The following is a 17,996-nucleotide window of genomic DNA, read 5'->3' as shown; positions in this document are numbered from 1 at the left end:
TCTGGATGCTCCCTGACCTGCGAGGTGTCAGGTCTGGGTGAGACTCGAGTTGAGGCCGGAAAGCCATGAGGTCGGGGACTGGATCCGAAGGGATCGGATGTCTCATGGATCATGGCGGGTCTGTGGGTCCTGAGCTGTGGTGCCTCAGCTCGGCCGAGACACCACCGGTGTGATTCTCACCGAGCATGGCAGTTTCGGGGTGCGATTCACCTCCAGTAACTGCCGCTGGCCGCTGTCTCCTCCCCCCGTTTGGAGCGTGAGCTGCTGCCTGCAGGAGATGGTGGCTTTCGTCGCCCAGTCCCGGAAGGCTTCGGGGTCCTCTGCCAGGGCGTGCAGTTGCCGGGTGGACTCCTGAGTTCGGACCATCCAAGGCGCGAAGGCGTCCTCGGCCAGGACCTGGTCGAGGCGTCGCCGCGCGGTGGAGACATCACCGGTCAGTCCGGCGGCAATCCCGGCGTGGTAGTTGTCCCAGAAGTAGCCGGGGCGAGGCTTCTGCGAGGTCAGGACGTCGGTGGTGGACGGCAGGTCAATGAACCTGGCCCGGTTTTCCAGCGCCAGGTCGGCGGCTCGCCGCACGAGGGTTTGCGCGTCGAGGGCGAACTGGGCCGGGTTCACGAACCGCTCGAATCCGGGCTCGCAGCCGCCGACATCGAATGCCAGGTGATCTCTTTCCTGCCACAACCACATCACGCCGACGTTCAGATAGCCGCCGTCGTTCCGGCCAGGCTGGAACTCGACGATGCCCAGCCACCATCCGTGGTCGTCGACCCAGGTTCGCGACCTTCCGCGTTGCAGGAGACCGAGGGGCCGGAGTACCTCGCGGGCTGCTGCCGTGACCCGACGGGGAGCGGTGGGTGTGGTACTTCCCGGTGTGGCCGGCGCCCTCTCCGTGGAACACGCAGGCCGCGCACGCCCGCGATTTGCGCACGCTCTTCGACTTCCTCTGGTTCGTCCGCGGGCAGTCTGCCTGGAGGAACGCCACGGCCAACGACCGAGCGACGTACGAGTGGTGGCGCCGACGGGACGAGCACGGGCCTCGGATGGAGGACGTGACTTGGAATCGCCTCTCGACAGGCCGGCGAGTGGTCAACGCCGCGCACGCCCGCGCCCCGGCCGTCGGCGAGCAGGCCATGGCGCCCCTGAAGACCTGGCGCCTGCAGCGGACTGTTTGACGCACCATCACGGGCCAAGCGAGACCCCCTGACCTGGACGGCCCACAGCCTTCTGGCATGGACACCGATGGACGACACCGAACGGCGCGTGCTGCCGCTGGCTGGCTTCTCCTGGGGGTTCAACATCGGCTCGGCCAGCCACATCACGCTGCAACAGGTCCAGACACTGACAGCTGTGGACCGGGACGCGCACCTGCCCTACCTCCGCACTTCCCATCCAGGCTGGGTATTCGATAAATGGCAGCCCGGCAGTGAGCCCTGACGGTCTTCGCGGCTCCCGGACGACGCCGAGGCCGCGCTCGGGGTGTCAGGGCCCGCGGCCGGGGAGTGGTGGCCCTGCCCATCGGTAGTGCCACGATGATCAGTCGCGTTGCTACGTCCCGACAGATGGCCCGGCGACTTCGTCACCGCTGCATCGTCCTGAGGTCGTGCAGCGTCAACTCGTTCGCGCCGCGGTCTGCCGCGCTGCTCTGCGTCCAGGCGAGGATCGCGGAGTGCGCCTGCTCGTACGAGGCACAGGCGGCCGTGTTCCGCCCGTCGGTGTCGGCGACCTGGGTGAGGTAGGCGGCCAAGGCGTGCGGGCCGCCGCCGTTGTACCCGATGTTGTAACCGAGAGCGTTCCACTGCGGCAGGATCGACAGGAGCCCCCTTTCCGTCCGGGCCCAGAACGGGCCGTGTACGGGACGCGGCCGCCGCCCGAGGAGGAAGGCGATCTCACCGAGGCCCAGCAAAATGGTTGCGCTCCTGTTCTGCACCGACCCGTGTCAACGAGTGATCAGCCACCATCCCCAGCTCTGGCGAGATGACGTTGCAGGTCGATGTGCCGAAACTGGTAAACCGCTCCAACTTGCCGCAGCACACCCCGATGCTGGTGAGCGTCGGCGAGGAATGCCATGAGGTTGCGAGGAATGCGGTGGCGGGAGGCCAGGTGAAACTTGGCTGCTGAGAACGAGCCCCAGGCCGTCCTGGTGAAGGCGATGGTCAGGCCGAGCCATAGGGCACCCGCCAGCACGGCCGCTTGGCCCGCTGCGTCTGCACCGCTCAAGACGAGGAGTATCCACGGACCGAGACCCGCAGAGGCTGCGACTCCGAGAGTAAGAGTCCAAAAGACGCGTCTGTCCCGCGACCAGAGCGCCACAGGGCCGACCGCCACGGCAGTGTCGGCTGAAGTGACTCCCAGCCCGAAGGCAATACACAGGCCCAGTCCGACTGTCGCGGCCGAGGCAAGGGGCAGCCCGGCGGGTGCGCACAGTAGGACAGTGGTGGCTACCGCGATGGCCGCCCCCGGCCAGTTCGGCGCCCACCGCAGTCCCGATGCAGGACGACGTGGTGCTTCGTCGAAGGCCAACCAGCCTGGCACCGCGAGGACGATGCCGGCGAAGACACCGAGGATGGGTCCGACGAGCAGGGCCCAAATCCTGCTTTCGGCATCGGGAGCGATGATGAAGCTGATGGCCGTGAACACGACGCTGAGAAATAGGCACATCGCCTGGGTGACCATCGCGGGGATGCTGCGTTGAACGGCTCGTCGTAGCTTCCACCAGGCTAGGTCAGGGGTGGCGTTGTGGACGCGGTGAAGGTAGCGCGCGAGGAAGACGAAAGTTCTCTGGGCCTGTTGAGGCGTCCACCGGCATGGATAGCGGGGATGGGAGCGGTAGGCAGCTGTGATGAACGCGGAGAAGAGGTGGCGCTCGACGGCGACACGAGTGGAAAAGCGTGACGTATCGCAGAGTTCTCCAGGGTTGGGCAAGCCGTGGGAGCTCTCGCCAGGGCGGGGGTTGTAAATGGCGCGGGCCAGGAAGAGCATGAGCGGTGTACGCAATGCCTCGCCGACGGGAGTTGTGGTACCCAGCTGAGCAGCCACAGGGCCCCAGCGGTCAGCGGCGTATCCGCCGGCTCCGGCATCGCGCCGCAAGTAGGCTGCGACATCTTCGGCGTCCAGAGGACGTAGCTCAATGCCTGCTGCTCCAGCCAACCTGGCAGGCATGCCGAGGTGGGGGTACAGCACCTCCCGGTATTCGCCGACTCGGCTGGACAGGACGACGGGATGCCCCATGGGAAGTGCTTCGTTGATCGCGCTGAGAGCTGCCGCGCGAAGGGGCGTAGGAATCTCGTCGAAGCCGTCCAAGACGGGGAGGATCAGACGGCGGCCAAGCAGAGCGCGGGCGCGATCAATCTGCCCGTACCGCTTAGGTGCAGGCTCAGCCAGGGTGGGATAGTCCAAGGCGAGCCGCTCCGCCATCCAAGCGTAGAGATCCTGTCGTGTGGGATTCCACGTCGCCAGCGGAAACAGCACTGGAACGGCACTGGTGTGCGGGCCGGCAGCGCTCGTCATCCGTCGGTGAAGCAGCCCCAACACCAGCCGTGAGAGAAGGACCGTCTTCCCCGCGCCAGGTCCTCCCAGCACCAGAAGTCGCTGAGTAGGAACCCTTCCTGCGAATACTCGCGTAATTTCCGCCCCAGAGCCTTCCAACTCTGCTGGCGAATTCGCCCACTCCTCAGGGACACTGCCCAGCTCTCCAGGCCACTCGCCAGCAGTCGCCTGGAGCCGCGGCCAGGATTCGACCAGATCGTCCGGGGCGGCCCTCCACCTCACCGTCATGGGATACGGATCGTTCACGCGCCGCACCTGGACCTCGGTCTCCCACTGATTCCGCACGGCCTGCGCCAGATGCTCTGCGATCTCCTCCAGTGGCTGCTCGTCAGCACGTTCCGCACCCGAGCGGAAGGTCACCCAGGACAAGAACAACGGAGCCAGCGTAGGCAGCAGCGACGCTGCAGTCGCGGCCGCCCCAAGGTGAAAACGGTGTGCGACCCACAACGCGCCGAGGATCCCGCCTAATGCCAACGCAAAGTAGACCGCACTAACTCGCCGCGTTGCGCTTCCCCATGCCCCCATGCCCGCCATCATCCTGCGCGCGTCCGTGCCTAGGAAGGCAGATGGTGAACTGGGTGGATCGACTACCTCTCCACCATGCGAAGTGGCTGGTTCAGCGGCCCAGCGCTGACCATGCGGCCACGCCATGAGCCTTCTAGGCCGTGTCTGACAAAACGATCACGGTTCACGGAGCCAGAGGATGAGCGATGCGAGTCGGAGGCCCGCGAGGTAGCGGGCGGCCAACTTGTCGAAGCGGGTGGCCACGGCCCGAAACTGTTTCAGCCTGCAGAAGCAACGTTCGACCACGTTGCGGGCCTTGTACCGCTCTGCATCGAAGGTCGGCGGCCGGCCGCCGACCGATCCTCGGCGTTTTCGATTGGCGATCTGGTCGGCCTGTTCAGGGATGACCGCTCGGATGCCGCACCGTCGTAAGCCCGTCCGTATGGCCCGTGCCGAATACGCCTGATAGGCACGTGAGTTGGCCGTTGAACCGGTCCTCGCAGGGGTCGGGTGAGACGTCTGGTCTGTATGCGGCGCCTGGGAACGCTTCGACAAAAGGGACGCATGCGCGGCCCCTGCCGTTTCGAATTCGGTCGGCGTACCGTGCCGCGGTTCGAGCCGTCCCCAGGGCCACCTCCCGAACAGCCCGAGCCGTGGAGCTCTTCACGAGAGCGAGGACTCTGGGCTCAGTTGGGGCCACGGACGGCTGATGGGGTGGTGCGCCAGCGAGCGCTTCTATTAGGTCGCCGAGTGGTCCTGCCTCGGCTCGATGCCGAGGGACAGCGAAGGCTCGAAGGGAGCGCGTGTTGCACGTGACCTGCGGAATCGACTGGGCGGAGGATCACGTGCGCCACGAGGTGTGCTCGACGACGTAGCGGAAGATACCCAGGCCGGTGCCATGGGGCTGGCTCGGTTTCCGCCGGTCGGCGACACCGCGAGCGGGATGCCCTGCCCGTCGACGATGAGGTGGTGCTTGCTGCCCGGCCGTGCGCGGTCGAGCGGGCTGGGACCGCTTTGGGGCCCCGCCGGGCCGCGCGGACGTGCGAGGAATCGATCACCGCCCGGGACCGGTTCAGCTTGTCCTTCGACCGCAGCTTCTCCGGCAGCACCACGTGGAGCTGGTCCCGGGCGCCGGCCTCGCCCCATGCGGCCGGCCGCCGCCGGCAGGTCATGCCCGAGCCGAAGCCCAGCTCCTGCGGCAGGTACTCCCACTGGATGCCGGTGTGCAGGACGAACAGGATCCCGCACAGGGCCTGCCGGTCCGGCACCCGCGGCCGTCCCTCGACCAGCTTTGGCACCGGCTCGGGCAACAACGGCTCGATCAGCGACCACAGTTCATCCGACACGATCCACGGCCGCGACTGACGATTCCCCACGACCGGACCAGCGAGCAGACAAGCCAACCGTCACATGATCAACGGCTTTTGTTAGAGCCCGTTATCCGCCTCCGAGCGATCCCCAACGAGGCCACCCTCTTTTCCCTACGGAGATCGCATCAGAATGCCCTGCGTGTTTGCATCACCTGTCAAGGTCATCTCTCACTAGATGCCACCGCAGTTGGGGCAGATGCCCAGATCAACTCGGGTTCAATAGTGACACTCATATGAGAGACCTCTGCGACAACTCGGCGCGAGATAACAGATGGGCCGGGCCTTCTGCTGTGCTCCCGAGCCTCCGCCGGGGGGGGCACACGCCGATCAAGTGCGGTACGACAAGGGCGTCTCAGTCGCGCGGGACGACGAGAGGCAGGACGATGGTGTCCAGGATCTCCTCGATCACGCTGAGGGGCAGCGCCTCATGGGTCTGCGTGAGTTCGAGGCTGACGAGATCGAGCGGCAGGTCCCGGATGCGCGGCGTGAGGGCGGCCGGGTCGACTTCTCCCCGTGCGGCGGCGCGGTCCCAGATGTCCTCGGTGCCCAGGGCCCGGTAGATCCGCTGTCGCAACTGCTGCGCGAGGTCCTGGTTCTCCTCGGCCGGCCCGCCGAATCGCGCCCCGAAGACGGCCCTGATCTCCGCTCGCCTGTCGGACTTGCTTGCCAGGGAGGCCAGGAGGTCTCCCCGCAGCGTGCCAGTGTCAGGGACGGGCGGCCTGTTGTGGTCGATCCAGTGCAGGACGGCCGCGGTGAACAGCTCCTGGCGGCTTCCCCAGCGCCGGGCGATCACGGGGCGGCTGGTCTGGGCGCGTTCGGCCACCGCTTCCATGGTCAGCCTTTCGTAGCCGTTCTCCATCAACTCGTCCCACGCGGCCGTGAGCAGCGCACTTTCGAGTGCTGCTCCGCGGCGACGGGTCTGCCGGTCGGTCACGATCCCTCCATACGATCCACTGATGCATCTAATTGACCGAGGCACCCTCTCCACGTAGAGTGCACACGTGCATCTTATGTGAATGAGGGGCGACCGCAGCCATCGCGGCGGCGGACCGTTGCAAGGCTCCACCCGCGAGCGTGCGGATCACCTGATGCGCCGGTGGCCGCGCCAGCGGCTCGGCCGTCCGAAACCCTCCCCCCTGTGTGGAATCGAAGGGGTTACATGACCAGCGAATTCCGCCTCGGCGGCGACCTCCCCATCAACCGTCTGGGGTTCGGTGCGATGCGCCTGCCGTCCCAGAGCGGCATGGGTGGCGAGCCCCGCGACCTCGAAACTGGCCGTGCGGTGCTCCGCCGTGCCCTTGAACTCGGCCTCAACCACATCGACACCGCCGACTTCTACCGCAGCGGCGACAACACGGCTCACGCCAACACGCTCATCCGCGAGGCCCTTCACCCCTACCCGGACGGCCTGGTCATCGCGACCAAGGTCGGCCCGCTCATCAGGCCCGACGGCTATTCCGCCGGCGCGCCCAGCGACATGCGTGCCCTAGTGGAAGAGAACCTCACCGGTCTCGGCATTGACCGTCTCGACCTGGTCTACCTGCGCGTGGGACACATGGAGCCCCCGCACGGTGAGTCCATCGCCGCCCGTTTCGAGGCGCTCGCCGAACTGCGCGAAGAGGGCCTCATCCGTCACCTAGGGCTGAGCAACGTCGACACAGGACACCTCCCCGAGGCCCGCGCCATCGCCCCGGTCACGGCTGTCCAGAACCAGTACCACGCCGCGCACCGCGCCGACGTGGAGATGCTGGCCGCCTGCGAGGAGGCGGGCATCGCCTTCGCGCCCTTCTTCCCTCTCGGCGGTGGACGCGAGCTCGACGACGACCGCCTGGCCAAGGTCGCCGCCCGGCACAGGGCCTCCGTCGCCCAGATAGGGCTGGCCTGGCTGCTGGCCTCCTCGCCGGTCACTCTCGCCATCCCCGGCACCGGCTCGGTCCGTCATCTGGAGGAGAACATGGCCACCGGATCGGTCGCGCTCTCGGACGAGGACCTCGCCGACCTTGCCTGACCAACACGACGCCCAGCGTGCCGATCACGCAGCACGAAAGGTCCCTTTGCTATGAAGCTGCTCGTCCTTGGAGCGACCGGGCTCACCGGTCGCCATGTCGTCGACATGGCCCTACGGTCCGGCGACTCGGTCACGGCGTTCGTCCGCAACCCGGCGGCACTGGCCGATCTGGCCGACCGGGTCACGCTCACCACCGGAGACGCCACATCACTCCAGGATCTCTCCGCCACCCTGCCTGGTCATGACGCAGTCATCTCCGCCCTCGGCGCAGGCAACTCCTTGACTTCGGTACGCGCCGACGATCTCTTCACGCGCTCCTCCACGGCCCTTATCGCCGCGGCCAAGGAAACGGGCGTCTCCCGCCTGGTCTGGCTGTCGTCGTTCGGCGTGGGCCACACCCTCGCCTGGTCGAGCATCCCGCAGAAGATGATCTACCGCACGCTCCTGCGGAACATCTATGCGAACAAGGCAATCGCCGACGAGAGTATCCGCTCCAGTGGGCTGGACTGGACCATCGTCCTCCCGTCCCGGCTGACCAATGACCCCGCCAAGGGCACATACAGCATGGGCGACAGACTGCCGATGAAGGGCAACCCGAAGATCAGTCGGGCCGACGTGGCAGCATTCATGCACAAGGCGGTCCACGGCAGCGAGTGGATCCATCGCAGCCCCGTGATCAGCGACTGACGCCCTCCACCCCGTTCCAGGCCGATCTTTCAGAGGCCGTCGTCGTACGGATCACGGTGAGCATCGGTTCCAGGAGGACAGCTCGTTCGGGTGGTCTGCGGCTGGGATGCGCATGAAGGCGGGGCCTCCGGCTCGGTTCGGGATTGCTGAAGTCCCAACGAGCTGCACCGGGAGGCGCCTGTGCCGCAGTCTTGCGTCCTCACGCCGGTGGAGTCCGACTCGCCAGCCCGGTCGTGCAATTGCCTCACGCATCGGTTCGGGAATGCGGGCGATCGTCCGGACCGGGTGCGCCGCTATCCCTCCGACGTGACGGACGTGGAGTGGTCAGTCGCGCGCGACGCGATGCCGGTCCCGCCCTGGCTGGAGGGCCTCGGCGGGCAACCCGAGGGCTACTGCCACCGACAGATGCTTCCCAGTCTGGGAGCGGGTCTACGCCTTCTACCGCCGCCGGCGCGTGGCGGGCGTGCTCGCCGAGCTGCACGACCGGCTGCGCGGCTTGGTCTGTGAAGACGCCGGCCGGGATCCGGAGCCGACGCCGCAGTCATCGACGCGCAGTCGCTGCGGGCCGCGCCGACCATCCCGCGCTCCACGTCCAAATGGGACGGCGGGAAGAAGGTGGGCGGGCGCAAGCGGCACGTCGTAGTGGACTGCCTGGGACTGCTGCTGGTCGTGATGGTCACTGCGGCCGGTGCTGTCCGGCATGCAGGCGTGCCGTCCGTTCCTCGGGCGGGCTGTCTGCCGTCCTGTCGCCCGGCTGGCCCCGGCCCGCCCTCTCGAGATTCTCTCGTACAGCAAGCTCCAGTGCCTCCCGCGTCACCCCAACGGCCCAACCGGCTCATCGCGACAACCGGCTCTCGCGGCCGTGTCCCTGCATCAGCTGGAAAACCCGAAGCCACTGACCCAAGTGGCGCCACCGCCACCCCTTGCAGACAGTAAGAAATATGAACCGTCACCGACGCTCACCCCGTCGAGCCCCGTGGATCGCGGGCGGTGCCGCCGTGCTGGTCGCCGGTGGCATCGGCGTCGGCATTTGGGCGATAGTGACCCCCGACCATGAAGCCCCTCGGCCCACGCCGTCGGACATAACACGGCCCACGTCGACACGCACTCCGAGGCCCAAGCCGACAGCGACGGCTCGTCCCCGACAATCGGCACCCTCGAGCAACCGACCTCAGCCGACGCCCCACCAGACGGCAACGGCCCCCTCGTCCGGGCCGAAACCGAAGCCACCGGCAACACGGCTCCCCGTGCCCAAACCGTCGGCGACAGCAGTGCCGAAGCCCACGCCGAAACCGCCTGTACCGTCCCTGCTCGAGCCCACGCCCACGCAGCCTCCAGCACCCAAACCACCGACAACAGCAACAGCAACAGCAACGCCCATACCGATACTGACCGCGCCGCTCCCGCCCAGGCCCACACCGATACGGCCCTCTGCGCCCAAGTCGCCGACGACAACACCGAAGCCCGCACCAACGCCACCTACGCCCAAGTCCACGCCGCCCCCGCCGTCCATGCCGTCCATGCCGTCCATGCCGTCCGTGCCCTCCGTGCCGCCTCCGCCTCCGTCGCCATCGCCATCGCCATCGCCATCGCCATCGCCATCGCCGACACGGTGGTACACGAGCGCGGCAGCGACGGCCGCTGCTCAGCGCATGGCCGCCACCGGAGTGGTCGGCGATCCTGCCTGTTCGCTGGCGGCCGTCGGCAAGCCGGACCCGGCGCTGCTTCCACAGGGCCTCACATCGGTCGGCACCGGGCAGGCCGGCAACTACTGGTGCCTGATCTGGTAGCGCCCTGGGTCCGGTCGTGTCAGGTGTCCTCGCGGCCCGAGCGCAGCACTCACGGAAACGGGGAGACCTTGCCCTTGCCGAATCACCCGCCCTGGTGGGAGCGGGTATGGGGGGTGCCGTGGATGTCGACCGAGGCCGCTCGAGTCGGCGTTCTCGCGCGGCTGGCGATCAACGCAGCATGACGATCGATCGTGCTGCTGCGACTGACCTGCCTGGGCGTGGTGAACGCGTTCGCCACGCTGCGCCTGCTGCCGATGAGCGATCGGGACAAGGACGCGGAGATCCTCGCCCTGCGCCATCAGATCACGGTGCTGGAGCGCCAACTCGGCACAGGGAAGGTGCGGTTCACTCCGCGCGACCGGGCGTTCCCAGCGGCGCCGCTGAACCGGCTGCCCTGCCACATGCCCGTGTCAGCGGACCACCCAACAAGCGGCTTCTGCTCGTCGCTCATGGCCGCCATGGTGCCAGGCCGTCTGCCACGTGACACCGACCCACCACCTTGACCAAAGACATAGGGGCACCCCCACGCGCATCACTACGAGGCAAGAACGACATCAGCCGATCCCACTCCGCATTCGCCAGATCCCCACGCCCCATACAGCCGGCCTGACCCCCACCCCCACCCCCACCCACGTCGGGAGATCCGAGAAACAGCGCCTATCTGCCGTTGGCGGACTGGCCATTCAAGGCCGGGCCCAGGTCCACCGGGGTGGACGTAGCGTTCGGCGGCGGAGGGAGGACGATCGGGGGCTGGCCGGCGGGCGGGACCGGCGGGGTCATGTCCGACTTGGGCAGCTTCGGCGGGGTGGTCTGCTTGAACAGCGTGGTGTCGAAGTCGACCAGGCCGGTCTTCTCCATCACCGTGATGTGATCCAGGACGGTGTCGTTGGCCTGGTCGGCCAGGGCGCGCACCAGCGTGTTCTTCGTCGTCGAGCGGATCTTTGCCACGGTGTTGAAGATCGAACCGTGCGTCTGGCGAAGAATGTTGGCGAAGTCGATGTCGAACTGCTTGCCGCTGGCCGCCTTGAGGGTGTTGACGAACCCTTCCTGCTGCGGACTGGCCACGTTGGGCAGGGTCACGTTCAGCATCGGCGCGATCTTGCGGCAGGTCTCGTCCAGCGCCGCGTGCCCGTCGATCAGGTGCTGACTGGCGGTGAGGACCCCCTTGCTCTGCCCCTTCTGGAGCCCGATCTGCCCCACCGGGTGCTCCCACAAACCGGCAGCGCGCACCGCCACCACGAAGGCCCGATCACCCTCGGTCAACGGCCCCCACTGGGTGTTGGCAAGGATCCGGTCGTTCGAGGTCGACACGGTGTCAACTCCGAGCATCGACGGGTAGACCAGCGCGCCAAGTGTCAGGGCCAGCGCGCCCCCTACGAAGATACCGCCCACCATGTTCAGCGAACGCTGCACCGTTCCTCCTGCCCGTCAAGAAATCCGCCGATCCGTCATCGCCCTACTGGGGCGGACGAAGAGCATTACGCGCGCGGTGCCGTCCAGGTTCACCCAGCCCGGAAAAAGGGTTCATGAACGGCGCACGGGAAGGGTGTCCTGCGGCGCGACCAGGAGTTGGGGGTCGGTGGATCGCCGCCAACGACGATCGCTGCGACGAGCGACGGCATCGAAGGAACGGAAGCGGATCTCGCGGTGTCCGGCGACGTCGAGGCTCTGGATGACCGGCTTGCCATTTCGGGTGTCGCGCCGGCGCAGATGTACCGGGAACGGTGGGGCAGGGCGTCGGGCGGGCAGAGCGAAGCGGAGGATGAGCGTGCCGGTGGCGCTCAGCGTGACCGGGCCGTCTGTGCTTGGCCGAGGCGGCCGGAGGTAGGCGGGCGTTTCCGCCTCGTTGGGGGTGAAGTGGCTGATGAGTTCCGCTTCGAAGGTCTCCCGTGGTCCGGTGCTCGATGCAGGGCTGTGGCAGTAGTGGATGCCGAGTTCGGAGACTGTACGGAAGACGCGACCACGCATTCCGGTCGCGCGTAGCGCCAACGGGAGCAGTCGCGGGGCCGACCGGGGCGCGCTCGGCCTCGTAGGTCTCCAGCGGTTCCTCAGGTGCGGCACCCCGGCAGACGAGGGTGAGCTTCCAGCCCAGGTTCAGCGCGTCCTGGATGCCGGTGTTCATACCCCGCGCGCACCGGGTCCGGGGCGCGGGTGTGTCAGTCGGGAGAGCTCGCCGGCAGCCAGGGTTCGTGCCATCGCGGATATCCGGCGACGATCTTGCTCGCGCCCGCCGGTCCCCAGGTCCCCCGCCGGTAGCGCTCGGGGTCGCCGGGCGCCTCCAGCAGTGGCTGGACGATGCGCCACGTCTCCTCCACCGAGTCCTCCCGGGTGAACAGGCTCGCGTTGCCTTGCATTGCATCACTGAGCAGGCGCTCGTACGGTTCGGGTGCCTCACCCAGCTCGGCCGCGAAGAGAAGGTCGAGGTCCACCAGCTGCGTGTCCTGCTTGCCCGGCCGCTTGGCCTGGATGCGGAAGTTCATGCCAGGGCTCGGATCGATCCGCAGGATCCACTGGTCGGGCTCAGGCGCGAACCGCTCCGCGAACGCAAGCCGCGGCGGGCGCTTGAACATGATGCGGATCTCGGTCACTCGCTCGGGGAGCGACTTGCCTGCGCGGATGAAGAACGGCACCCCGGACCAGCGCCAGTTCTCGACCTCCAGCCGCAACCCGACGAAGGTCTCGGTGCGCGAGCGCGGCCGTACGCCGGGGACCTGCAGGTACCCCTCGTACTGCCCGCGGACGTAGTGGGCCGGGTCGGCGTCGGGGATCGCCCGGAACACATCAACCCGGCGGTCTCGGAGCGCGTCCGCATCGGCGGCTGATGGCGGCTCGGACGCCACCAGGGCGAGCAGCTGCAGCAGATGGTTCTGCACGACGTCGCGGAGCGCGCCGACCGGGTCGTAGAAGTGGCCGCGGTCCTCGACCCCGAAGTCCTCGGCCATGGTGATCTGCACACAGGAGACGTGGTCGCGGTTCCACACCGGCTCGAACACGGAGTTGGCGAACCGCAGGAACAGGATGTCCATCGCCGGCTCTTTGCCGAGGAAGTGGTCGATCCTCAGCAGCTGATCCTCGTCGAGGAGCTGGCGCAGCTCGGCGTTGAGGGCGCGCGCCGACGCGAGGTCATGCCCGAATGGTTTCTCCACGACAACCCGGGCACCCTTGGTCAGCCCGGCGCCTGCCAGGCCCCCGACCACCCGGGCAAACAGCGACGGCGGGATCTCCAGGTAGAAGACGGGGCGCCGGCTGCCGTTGACCGCCCGGGCGAGGCGATGGAACGTCTCCTCGTCGGCGTAATCGCCCTGCACATAGCTGAGTCGGGCGGCGAACCGGGCAAAGACGCTGTCGTCGAGCGGCTCGCCAGCTGCCTTGATCGCCGCGCGGGCATGGTCACGCAGCGCGTCGTCGGACCAGCCGTCGCGCGCCACTCCGACGATCGGGCAGGTCAGCAGCTTGCGCCGCTCAAGCCGATAGAGCGAGCGAAACGTCATCTTTCGCGCGAGGTCGCCAGTGATCCCGAAAATGACCAGCACGTCTGCGGGAACGTTCGACGAGTTCAGGGCCATCTGATCCCCCTTACGGGGCCGGCACGGCAATAGGGTCGGGCGTCATGGTCATGCTGGCGGCTGGGCGCCGGCGCGAGCCGGGACCTGGCCGGCCGCCGCGTCCGCGAGGACGAGCGACGCCGCCGCCTCGACCCGGCCGGCGGGAATCGACCGGTCTCCCGCAACGAGCCTCGAGAGCGGTTCGCGCTTGTCCGCTCCGGTGATGAGCCAGAGCACTTGCTGGGCGCGGGCGAGCGCAGGATAGGTGAGTGTCATGCGCTGGTGGCCCATGTAGGGCGCCGTCAGGGCCACCAGCCGGTCCGAGACTTCGAGCACCGGGTCCCGTGGCACCAGCGAGGCGGTGTGCCCGTCCGGGCCGAGGCCCAGGTGAACGAGGTCGAAACGCCCGGGCAGCGACCGCCCGTAGGCGGCGGCCGCCGCGTCAAGGTCGGTGTCGTTCACGGGCATCGCGATGACTTCGGCCGGGGCCGCACCGAGGCTCTCCCGCAGGTGCGTGAGGTTGCGGTCCGGATCGCCGTCGGGCGCGACCCGCTCGTCGACCTGGAACACCGCCACGTGCTCCCAGGGGACGTGCTCATGTGCGAGCCGAGCGAACATCGCCCATGGCGTGTGGCCCCCGCTGACCGCGAACGTGAATTGGCCGTGGGCTTGCACGCAGGCCCGGGCCAGCCGCGCCACGAACGCCGCCGCGGTGCCGGCGACCGCATCGGGATCGGCGACGACTTGGAGTTCGTGATGCACAGCCCTCAGCCCTTCTTCTCGGCGTGCCCGCCGAACTCCGAGCGCATCGCCGAGAGGATCTTGTCGGTGAACTCCCCGGCCTCTCTGGATTCGAAGCGCTCGTAGAGCGAGGTGGTGATGACCGGTGCCGGGACGCCTTCGTCCACCGCGGCGAGGACGGTCCAGCGGCCTTCCCCGGAGTCGGAGACCCGCCCGGCGAAGCCGTCGAGGGAGGGCGAGCCGGCGAAGGCGTCGGCGATGAGGTCGACCAGCCACGAGCCGACGACCGAGCCGCGCCGCCAGACCTCGGCCACCTCTCCGACGTCGATGTCGTACTGGTAGGCCCACGCATCGCGCAGGGGCGTCGTCTCCGCGTCGACCTCTTGCCGGCCTTTGCCGGCGTCCGCGCGCTTGATGATGCTGAGGCCCTCGGCGATCGCGGCCATCATCCCGTACTCGACCCCGTTGTGGACCATCTTCACGAAGTGCCCGGCGCCGTTCGGCCCGCAGTGCAGGTACCCGAGCGGGGCGGTGCCGTCGGTCCGGGTCCGGCTCGGCGTCGGCTCGGCGCAGCCCTCGCCGGGAGCGATCGTCTTGAAGATCGGGTCCAGATGGGCCACGACCTCGTCCTCGCCGCCGATCATCAGGCAGTAGCCGCGCTCCAGGCCCCAGACCCCACCGCTGGTCCCGCAGTCGACATAGTGCAGCGACTTGTCGGCAAGACGCTTGGCGCGTGTGATGTCGTCGCGGTAGTAGGAATTGCCACCGTCGATCAGGATGTCACCGGGCTCCAGCAACGGCTCGAGCTGGCCGAGGATGGAGTCGACGATCGCAGCCGGGAGCATGAGCCATACGGCCCGTGGCTTGTCCAGTTTCGCGACGAAGTCCCGGGGTGAGTCTGCGCCCGTCGCGCCCTCGCCGGCCAGTTCGGCGACGGCGGCCGCGTTGACGTCGGACACGACGCAATGGTGGCCGTCTCGCATCAGCCGACGTACCAGGTTCGCCCCCATCCGGCCGAGCCCGATCATCCCGAGCTGCATGGGCTTGTCTGTCGCCATGTGGCGCCTCCTAGTCCTTGAGCGTGCGGTAGTGCCGCATCAGCGCGTTCGTGGACGAGTCGTGGCCGAGTTCAGGGTCGGTCGCGCTCTCGAGCTCCGGGACGATCGCGACAGCAAGCACATTGCCGAGCTCGACGCCCCACTGGTCGAAGGAGTCGCTCCCCCAGATCGTCCCCCGGGGTGAACACGCTGTGCTCGTAGAGCGCGACCAGCGTGCCGAGCTGGTACGGGGTGAGCACCTCGGCCAGCAGCACGTTCGTCGGGCGGTTGCCCTCCATCACCCGGTGCGACGCCACGGCCTCCGCCGTCCCCATCGGGCATCGTGTTGACCGTGAATGGCGCGGCCAGACCGTGGACTTGAAGCGTGTCGGAGGCGGCAGGGTCCTTCGTCCTCGTGCCGGCCCAGAGCAGCCGCCGCATTCGCGCGCCGGCATTCTCCAGCCGCTGGAAGCGCTGCGAGCCCATCACTTCGCGGTACGCCCGGTACACGTCGAGGCCGACGGCGAGGGCGACGGTGTCGGTGAGGCCGGCTGGTGCGGTGATCGCCGGCAGCCCCTCGGGCGTCCCGGGGATCTTGATGAAGAGGTTGCGCCGGTCGGCCCTGGCGTGCAGCGCCTTGGCGGTCGCCACCGTTCGCTGCGTGTCGTAGGCGAGCAGAGTCCCCGGACGGCCGGAGTTGGCCGCCTGGATGGCGTCCATGCACAGAGCGCGGATCGTGTCGACGGAAATTGTTTCCAGGTCGTTGTTGCTCAATGCGAGCCTCCCTGAAGGTGCTGCCCCTGCGCTCATATCGAGCGCGGCAGACTAGGGTTGAGCTTTCCCGGCCGGGGCGAAGAGCGCCGCGCCGACAATGCCCGCATCGTTCAACAGCTGCGCCGGCACGATCTCGGTCCTGAGCTCGATGTACGGCAGGAACTTGTCGGCCTTCTTGCTGACGCCGCCGCCGAGGACAATCAGGTCGGGCCACAGCAGCCGCTGGACGAGCTCGAGATATGTCTCCAGACGGTGCGCCCATTTCTTCCAGGACAGGTCGTCGTGCTCGCGCACCGACTCCGCGGCCCAGTCCTCGGCATCCTCGTGGTGCAGCGGCAGGTGCCCCAGCTCGCTGTTGGGCACCAGGAACCCGTCGGAGAAGACAGCGCTGCCGATACCGGTGCCGAGCGTCACCATCACGACGACGCCCTTGCGTCCCTTGCCGGCGCCGAAGCGCATCTCGGCGATCCCGGCCGCGTCGGCGTCGTTCACCACCCTCACGTCGCGGCCGGTCGCTCGTGCGAAGAGCTGGGCCGCGTCCGTCTCCATCCAGGCCGGGTCGATATGGGACGTCGTCTGGACTTTGCCGCCCCGGATGACTGCCGGGAGCGTCAGCCCGACCGGTCCTGGGACGCCGATCCGGGAGAGCACCTGCACGACCACGTCCGCGACTGCCCCCGGGGTCGCCGGATGCGGGGTCGGGATCCGGACCCGTTCACCGATGAGGCTGCCGAGCTCGAGGTCGACCGGCGCTCCCTTGATACCGGTTCCGCCGATGTCGATCCCCGCCACGTGGGCCGTCTTGTCCAGACTTGCCTGCGCCACTGCCCGCTCCCCTCAGGGGCCGGCCCAAAATGTGTTGTGTGAATTTTGGACGTCAGGCCCCATAAGAGCTTCGCCATGTAATCCTTAACGCTCGCACATATCCCTTATATTCGCCACATCACTCTTACAGGGTTATATCGAAGCCCAAGGGGTATATCCAAGCATTGCGCGCCCTCAAGGGCATTGGCCTTCCCCTCTGTTCGAGAGGAACGCGAATGCGACTCATGCCGGCCGCGACGGTATCCTCCAGCAACTTTCGGAAATCAAGCCGCCTGGGAACCCGTCCCACAGGTCCCCCGCATCCATGAGCCGTTGCCTCTTCCCACCCGGACCGGCCGTGACCAGAGCTTACGGAGGCGTGATGCCAACCACCCCGATCCGCCTGCTTCTTGCCGACGTCGACGGCACTTTGGTCACGAGCGACAAGGTCCTCACCGACCGCGCCGTCCGTGCGGTCCACAAGCTCTACGACGCCGGCGTCCTCTTCGCGGTGACCAGCGGGAGACCGCCCCGCGGCATGTCCATGATCATCGAGCCCTTGGCGCTGACCACTGAACTCGCCGCCTTCAACGGTGGTCTCATCGTCAACCCGGATATGACCGTTGTCGAGCAGCAGGTCATTCCCGCGGAGGTGGTGGCCCCGGTCGTCGCGCTGATGGAGTCGTTCGGCCTCAGCGTCTGGATCTACCGGGGTGCCGACTGGTACGTCCGCGACCTGAAGGGGCCGCACGTGGATCGCGAGAGCTGGACGGTGCAGTTCGCGCCCACGCTCGTTCCCGGCTTCGACGGGCTCGAGCAGGGCACCGCCAAGGTCGTCGGGGTCAGCGATGACCACCAGGTCGTCGAGGCGGCCGCGGTCGCAGCTCGCGCGCAGTTCGGCGAGCATGTCTCGGCCGCCCGCTCGCAGCCCTACTACCTCGATGTGACCCATCCGCAGGCCAACAAGGGCGGTGTCGTCAAGTACTGGTCCGCCAAGCTCCAGATTTCCCCCGAACAGATCGCCACGATCGGCGACATGCCCAACGACGTACTGATGTTCGCCCACTCGGGACTGTCCATCGCGATGGGCAACGCCGGCCACGAGGTCCAACGCGCGGCGAGGCGGGTTACCACGAGCAACGAGGAGGAGGGCTTCGCGAACGCGGTCGAGCAGTTCGTCCTATGACCCG

At 67.7% G+C, this 17,996-nt stretch carries 22 protein-coding genes and 3 pseudogenes; 8 read left to right on the top strand and 17 right to left on the bottom strand.

What is annotated here, in order from left to right; genetic code table 11:
• Window positions 1-144: 144 nt before the first annotated feature.
• A complete protein-coding gene (locus KVT44_RS50540) occupies window positions 145-687 on the bottom strand; it encodes a hypothetical protein (protein WP_217575344.1) in 543 nt (180 codons plus the stop codon).
• A 167-nt stretch (window positions 688-854) separates the two neighbouring features.
• On the opposite strand from KVT44_RS50540, the gene KVT44_RS50535 reads away from it, so the two are divergent.
• Both KVT44_RS50535 and KVT44_RS50530 read left to right on the top strand, forming a co-directional pair.
• Window positions 855-1,172, top strand: a complete 318-nt coding sequence (locus tag KVT44_RS50535) for a hypothetical protein (protein WP_217575342.1) — start codon at window positions 855-857, stop codon at window positions 1,170-1,172.
• Window positions 1,173-1,239: 67 nt separating this feature from the next.
• Window positions 1,240-1,434 (top strand): hypothetical protein, encoded by a 195-nt coding sequence (locus tag KVT44_RS50530; protein ID WP_217575340.1) that lies wholly within the window; start codon window positions 1,240-1,242, stop codon window positions 1,432-1,434.
• 142 nt (window positions 1,435-1,576) lie between these two features.
• Here the strand turns inward: KVT44_RS50530 and KVT44_RS50525 are convergent, their stop codons facing one another.
• The 5 genes and pseudogenes from KVT44_RS50525 to KVT44_RS50505 all read right to left on the bottom strand — a co-directional run bounded on the left by KVT44_RS50525 (window position 1,577) and on the right by KVT44_RS50505 (window position 6,354).
• A complete protein-coding gene (locus KVT44_RS50525; RefSeq protein ID WP_254650997.1) occupies window positions 1,577-1,903 on the bottom strand; it encodes a hypothetical protein in 327 nt (108 codons plus the stop codon).
• 44 nt (window positions 1,904-1,947) lie between these two features.
• Window positions 1,948-3,921: an NACHT domain-containing protein gene (locus KVT44_RS50520; RefSeq protein WP_217575338.1), complete on the bottom strand. Its 1,974-nt coding sequence runs from the start codon at window positions 3,919-3,921 to the stop codon at window positions 1,948-1,950.
• Between the two features lie 306 nt (window positions 3,922-4,227).
• Window positions 4,228-4,521: pseudogene (locus tag KVT44_RS50515) on the bottom strand (transposase); the annotation flags it as partial.
• Window positions 4,522-4,736: 215 nt separating this feature from the next.
• Window positions 4,737-5,348, bottom strand: a complete 612-nt coding sequence (locus KVT44_RS61300; RefSeq protein WP_368857613.1) for a transposase — start codon at window positions 5,346-5,348, stop codon at window positions 4,737-4,739.
• A 424-nt stretch (window positions 5,349-5,772) separates the two neighbouring features.
• Window positions 5,773-6,354 (bottom strand): TetR/AcrR family transcriptional regulator, encoded by a 582-nt coding sequence (locus KVT44_RS50505; protein WP_180293125.1) that lies wholly within the window; start codon window positions 6,352-6,354, stop codon window positions 5,773-5,775.
• Between the two features lie 225 nt (window positions 6,355-6,579).
• On the opposite strand from KVT44_RS50505, the gene KVT44_RS50500 reads away from it, so the two are divergent.
• From KVT44_RS50500 to KVT44_RS61295, 3 genes are all read left to right on the top strand, one after another.
• Window positions 6,580-7,428, top strand: a complete 849-nt coding sequence (locus KVT44_RS50500) for an aldo/keto reductase (RefSeq protein WP_217575334.1) — start codon at window positions 6,580-6,582, stop codon at window positions 7,426-7,428.
• A 51-nt stretch (window positions 7,429-7,479) separates the two neighbouring features.
• Window positions 7,480-8,115, top strand: coding sequence for an NAD(P)-dependent oxidoreductase (locus tag KVT44_RS50495; protein ID WP_190169422.1), 636 nt, complete (start codon window positions 7,480-7,482; stop codon window positions 8,113-8,115).
• Window positions 8,116-8,658: 543 nt separating this feature from the next.
• The gene (locus KVT44_RS61295) at window positions 8,659-9,051 is read left to right on the top strand and encodes a hypothetical protein (protein WP_368857612.1); all 393 of its coding nucleotides are present in this window, start codon (window positions 8,659-8,661) and stop codon (window positions 9,049-9,051) included.
• A 235-nt stretch (window positions 9,052-9,286) separates the two neighbouring features.
• Here KVT44_RS61295 and KVT44_RS50490 read toward each other — a convergent pair whose 3' ends face one another.
• Window positions 9,287-9,646 (bottom strand): hypothetical protein, encoded by a 360-nt coding sequence (locus tag KVT44_RS50490; protein ID WP_217575332.1) that lies wholly within the window; start codon window positions 9,644-9,646, stop codon window positions 9,287-9,289.
• A gap of 121 nt (window positions 9,647-9,767) precedes the next feature.
• Here KVT44_RS50490 and KVT44_RS50485 point away from each other — a divergent pair, with 121 nt between their 5' ends.
• Window positions 9,768-9,905 (top strand): hypothetical protein, encoded by a 138-nt coding sequence (locus KVT44_RS50485; protein WP_180293123.1) that lies wholly within the window; start codon window positions 9,768-9,770, stop codon window positions 9,903-9,905.
• Between the two features lie 191 nt (window positions 9,906-10,096).
• Window positions 10,097-10,408, top strand: a complete 312-nt coding sequence (locus tag KVT44_RS50480; RefSeq protein ID WP_308314366.1) for a hypothetical protein — start codon at window positions 10,097-10,099, stop codon at window positions 10,406-10,408.
• Between the two features lie 154 nt (window positions 10,409-10,562).
• On the opposite strand, the gene KVT44_RS50475 is transcribed toward KVT44_RS50480, so the two are convergent.
• The 10 genes and pseudogenes from KVT44_RS50475 to ppgK form a co-directional block, all read right to left on the bottom strand.
• Entirely contained in the window at window positions 10,563-11,300 is a 738-nt protein-coding gene (locus KVT44_RS50475) for a DUF4142 domain-containing protein (RefSeq protein ID WP_217575363.1), read from the bottom strand.
• 129 nt (window positions 11,301-11,429) lie between these two features.
• Entirely contained in the window at window positions 11,430-11,873 is a 444-nt protein-coding gene (locus tag KVT44_RS50470) for a hypothetical protein (protein WP_254650996.1), read from the bottom strand.
• A 31-nt stretch (window positions 11,874-11,904) separates the two neighbouring features.
• Window positions 11,905-12,033 (bottom strand): annotated as a pseudogene (locus tag KVT44_RS59325) (FAD-dependent monooxygenase); the annotation flags it as partial.
• A gap of 28 nt (window positions 12,034-12,061) precedes the next feature.
• The gene (gene zwf / locus KVT44_RS50465) at window positions 12,062-13,471 is read right to left on the bottom strand and encodes a glucose-6-phosphate dehydrogenase (protein WP_217575328.1); all 1,410 of its coding nucleotides are present in this window, start codon (window positions 13,469-13,471) and stop codon (window positions 12,062-12,064) included.
• 48 nt (window positions 13,472-13,519) lie between these two features.
• Complete coding sequence (gene pgl / locus KVT44_RS50460; protein WP_217575326.1) at window positions 13,520-14,212, bottom strand: 6-phosphogluconolactonase; 693 nt, start codon at window positions 14,210-14,212, stop codon at window positions 13,520-13,522.
• Window positions 14,213-14,217: 5 nt separating this feature from the next.
• Entirely contained in the window at window positions 14,218-15,231 is a 1,014-nt protein-coding gene (gene gnd / locus KVT44_RS50455; protein ID WP_217575361.1) for a phosphogluconate dehydrogenase (NAD(+)-dependent, decarboxylating), read from the bottom strand.
• Between the two features lie 28 nt (window positions 15,232-15,259).
• Window positions 15,260-15,370, bottom strand: a complete 111-nt coding sequence (locus KVT44_RS59320) for a hypothetical protein (protein WP_268255988.1) — start codon at window positions 15,368-15,370, stop codon at window positions 15,260-15,262.
• Window positions 15,321-15,527, bottom strand: coding sequence for a hypothetical protein (locus tag KVT44_RS59315; protein WP_254651004.1), 207 nt, complete (start codon window positions 15,525-15,527; stop codon window positions 15,321-15,323). The genes KVT44_RS59320 and KVT44_RS59315 overlap by 50 nt, the downstream gene beginning before the upstream one ends.
• A gap of 271 nt (window positions 15,528-15,798) precedes the next feature.
• Window positions 15,799-15,948: pseudogene (locus KVT44_RS61290) on the bottom strand (transaldolase family protein); the annotation flags it as partial.
• 105 nt (window positions 15,949-16,053) lie between these two features.
• Window positions 16,054-16,827, bottom strand: coding sequence for a polyphosphate--glucose phosphotransferase (gene ppgK / locus KVT44_RS50440; RefSeq protein ID WP_308314365.1), 774 nt, complete (start codon window positions 16,825-16,827; stop codon window positions 16,054-16,056).
• 361 nt (window positions 16,828-17,188) lie between these two features.
• Between ppgK and KVT44_RS50435 the strand changes: the two genes are divergently transcribed.
• Complete coding sequence (locus tag KVT44_RS50435; RefSeq protein ID WP_190169417.1) at window positions 17,189-17,992, top strand: Cof-type HAD-IIB family hydrolase; 804 nt, start codon at window positions 17,189-17,191, stop codon at window positions 17,990-17,992.
• Window positions 17,993-17,996: the final 4 nt, after the last annotated feature.

This window comes from Streptomyces sp. GbtcB7 (assembly GCF_019091445.1).
Classification (GTDB): Bacteria; Actinomycetota; Actinomycetes; order Streptomycetales; family Streptomycetaceae; genus Streptomyces; species Streptomyces mirabilis.
This window is presented reverse-complemented; position numbering and strand designations above follow the sequence as displayed.